Source organism: Ulvibacter sp. 2305UL32-6, from assembly GCF_058148545.1.
This window is the reverse complement of sequence record NZ_JBYVKA010000037.1, coordinates 1-1,140: the sequence shown is the minus strand read 5'-3', so window position 1 is coordinate 1,140 and position 1,140 is coordinate 1. Positions and strand designations below refer to the sequence as shown.

Genomic DNA, 1,140 nt, shown 5'->3' with positions numbered 1-1,140 from the left:
GGCAGTAATGTAATCCGAATTCACACTACACACCAACTGAATTATTTGTAAAGGACTTATCGCCAAAGATTTTCTTTCTGTGATGAATACCCCAATTATGCAATTCAAAAATGACTTTTTCCAGCGTTTTAGAATGCTCTGTAGGCATATATTCTGTTCTGACAGGAAAACCATTTAAAACAGTTCTTATAATCAAGTGATTTTCTTCCAAATCTTTCAATTCCTTTGACAAAACTTTGGTACTTAACTTTGGAATACTTCGCTCTATTTCCCTAAAGTGCTTATTTCCTTCCCAAATTGAAATTAAGATTAAAAGTTTCCATTTTCCACCTATTACATCTAAAGTGTCCCTTACAGGTAACAAGGCGGACATACACTCTTTATGTTCCTTTTTTTTCATCTCTACTAGTTTAATGATTACCTTGAAGTAACTGATTACCTACAGGTAGCTGATTACTATTGGTAATCAAAAATAGTTAATTTTGCCATATTATTAACAACAACAATTTAAAAATGAAAAACAAGATTCTTACAGCTTTATGTATTCTATTCGGATTAATGATGATTAATTCAGGATTAAACAAATTCTTCAACTATATGCCTATGCCCGAAATGTCTGAAGAAATGATGCAAATTATGGGAGGATTTATGACAATTAAATGGATTTTTCCGCTTGTAGCAATTATTGAAATCATTGGAGGTGCTTTAATAGCAATCCCAAAAACAAGAGCATTGGGAGCGCTAGTAATTCTTCCTGTTATGGTAGGAATATTTGTTCATCATTTAGTACATGACCTATCAGGAATTGGCATCGCATTAATACTATTCACAATTAATATTTGGGCAATTGTTGCCAACTGGAATAAATACGAACCAATCATAAAAGGCGAATAGAAAAGAATAAAAAAACAATTCTATTCTATGGCTAAGAAGTAATTAAAACACTACTGCCAACATTGTATAAAGCCAATGGCGGGTTTATTGCTTATCGAATTTGATTTCCTACAAATAAACTATCTTTAATTCCGAATAAACTCGTAAACGGCTTCGCCGTGGCTTCCGAGTCGCACGCGTCGACGCCGCTGCCAACATTTGCTCCGCAAATTTGGTTGAGCCACAGCGAGCCAAGAATCGCCACTG

Annotated in this window: 2 protein-coding genes; one reads left to right on the top strand and one right to left on the bottom strand. The window is 34.4% G+C overall.

Annotation, left to right across the window (positions count from 1 at the left end; genetic code table 11):
• Positions 1 to 25: 25 nt before the first annotated feature.
• Entirely contained in the window at positions 26 to 400 is a 375-nt protein-coding gene (locus ACY2RU_RS17575; protein ID WP_490139789.1) for a winged helix-turn-helix transcriptional regulator, read from the bottom strand.
• Positions 401 to 513: 113 nt separating this feature from the next.
• On the opposite strand from ACY2RU_RS17575, the gene ACY2RU_RS17570 reads away from it, so the two are divergent.
• A complete protein-coding gene (locus ACY2RU_RS17570) occupies positions 514 to 894 on the top strand; it encodes a DoxX family protein (RefSeq protein WP_490139788.1) in 381 nt (126 codons plus the stop codon).
• Positions 895 to 1,140 lie beyond the last annotated feature (246 nt).

Excerpts from the sequence above, each read along its gene's own strand:
- ACY2RU_RS17570 (WP_490139788.1), top strand. The coding sequence starts at position 514 with ATGAAAAACAAGATTCTTACAGCTTTATGTATTCTATTCGGATTAATG.
- ACY2RU_RS17575 (WP_490139789.1), bottom strand. The coding sequence starts at position 400 with ATGAAAAAAAAGGAACATAAAGAGTGTATGTCCGCCTTGTTACCTGTA.